Below are 1,713 nucleotides of genomic sequence, written 5' to 3'. Positions count from 1 at the left end.
GAGCTGGGGGATGTGAGGGCCGGAGGGGGTTTGCGGGCCGAGGGGGTTCGTGCGCCGGGTACCGGTGTCAGAGTGAGCAAGGGGCGTTTCGGTGGGGATTTGGATTTCAGGGACATCGACGCCGGCCGCGGTGATGCCTCACACCCGTGAGCAAGGCCCGAGAGAGCGCTGCGCCGACAGTGGCTGCCTCCATGCAGCAGGTCTTTGCGGGCGGAGATATCCGAGTCACGAGCAACCACCACTATTACCCGGGCGGCGGTCCGGTGGGGCCTGTGCGGTCTGCGTTGGCTGGGGTGGCTGTGGGGGTGTCGGGACTGATCCCGCGGAAGCCGCAGCATTTCGTCGAGCGTCAACAGGTCGACGATATCGAGGCGGGGTTGGCCGCCGACCGGGTCGCGGTCGTGGTCACCGGGATGCGGGGGGCCGGTAAGACTCACCTGGCTGCTGCCTATGCCCGTCGCGTGCTCGATCGCCGGGAGGGGTTGGTCGGTTGGATCAACGCCGAAAGCCCGGAAACCCTTTACACCGGGCTGGCTACGATCGCCGACCGGCTCGGTGTCGCGGCCGTCGATGGGGACACCATCGAGTCGGCCCGTCTGCTGCGTGATTACCTCGGCTCCACGCAGGATCGGCATCTGCTGGTATTCGACAACGCCGAACACGTCGACCTGTTGCGTGAACTGTTACCGGTCCACGGCGGCACGCGAGTCGTGATCACCACCCTCAACCGGGCCATGATCGGGCTGGCCGCCGTCACCGTCGATGCCGGAACCGGCTACACCCCTGACCAGGCGCACCGCTACCTGCGCTCGGCCACCGGCATCACCGGCGACCCGGACGGCGAGAAACAACTCGCCGCCGAACTCGGGTACCTGCCATTGGCATTGTCGACCGCGGCTGCCACGATCACACCACCCTACGGGCCCCGCCTGACCTACCGAACCTATCTGCATCAGCTGCATGCGCAGCCGCTGCCGCAGGCGCTGCAGCGCCATGACGGCCAGCAATATCCCTGGAGCGTGGACCAGGCGATCCTGCTCGCCATCCACGCTGCCGAAACTCCTACCGGCAACCCCGGTCGGGACGACGTGGTTGGCTGGCTGTTGGGGCTGTTCGCCGTCCTCGCGCCTTCCGGAGTCAATCGGTCACTGCTCGTGCACCCGGATCCCGAGCGCAACGAGTTCGTCGACGCAGCGATCACCCACTGCGTGCAGCGATCCCTGCTGAGCTGGTCGACCACCAGCGAAACCCTGCTCGCCCATCGGCTGACCGCCCGGGTGCTACTCGAACGCGCCCGCGACCGCGGCAACACAAACAGCCTCCTCACACACGCCTTAGAGGTGATCGAGCCGCGACTGTTCGACCACAGCGAGGCGTGGTCACGGCGGATGGAGGGTGCGCACCTGGTCGACCAGATCGACGCCCTCCGCAGCGCAGAGCTGGTCGACTTCACCACACCAGCGCCCCGCACAAGGTGGCTGCGGCGACGTCGGCAGCCACTCTCTCTTGTCATCAGATTTCTGAATGTCCTTATGTGGGCGACCAGACAGCTGGTCACCGCCATGGATTTGCAGCGCGCTATCCCCCTCACCCAGCACCTGCTCAACCATTTCGAGCGGATCCTCAACCCCCACCACCCCCGCACTCTGACCGCCCGCAACAACCTCGCCCACGCCTACGACTCAGCAGGCCGGACAGACGAAGCCATCCCCC

1 protein-coding gene is annotated in these 1,713 nt (G+C 66.5%); it reads left to right on the top strand.

Annotated features, from left to right (window positions below; translation table 11 throughout):
- Positions 1 to 305 precede the first annotated feature (305 nt).
- A partial coding sequence (locus tag HOV91_RS39025) for an AAA family ATPase (RefSeq protein ID WP_174190179.1) occupies positions 306 to 1,713 on the top strand: 1,408 nt, incomplete at its 3' end.

Source organism: Nocardia barduliensis (assembly GCF_013315795.1).
Lineage (GTDB): Bacteria > Actinomycetota > Actinomycetes > Mycobacteriales > Mycobacteriaceae > Nocardia > Nocardia barduliensis.
The sequence above is the reverse complement of the archived record's forward strand: the minus strand, read 5'-3'. Positions and strand labels throughout refer to the sequence as shown.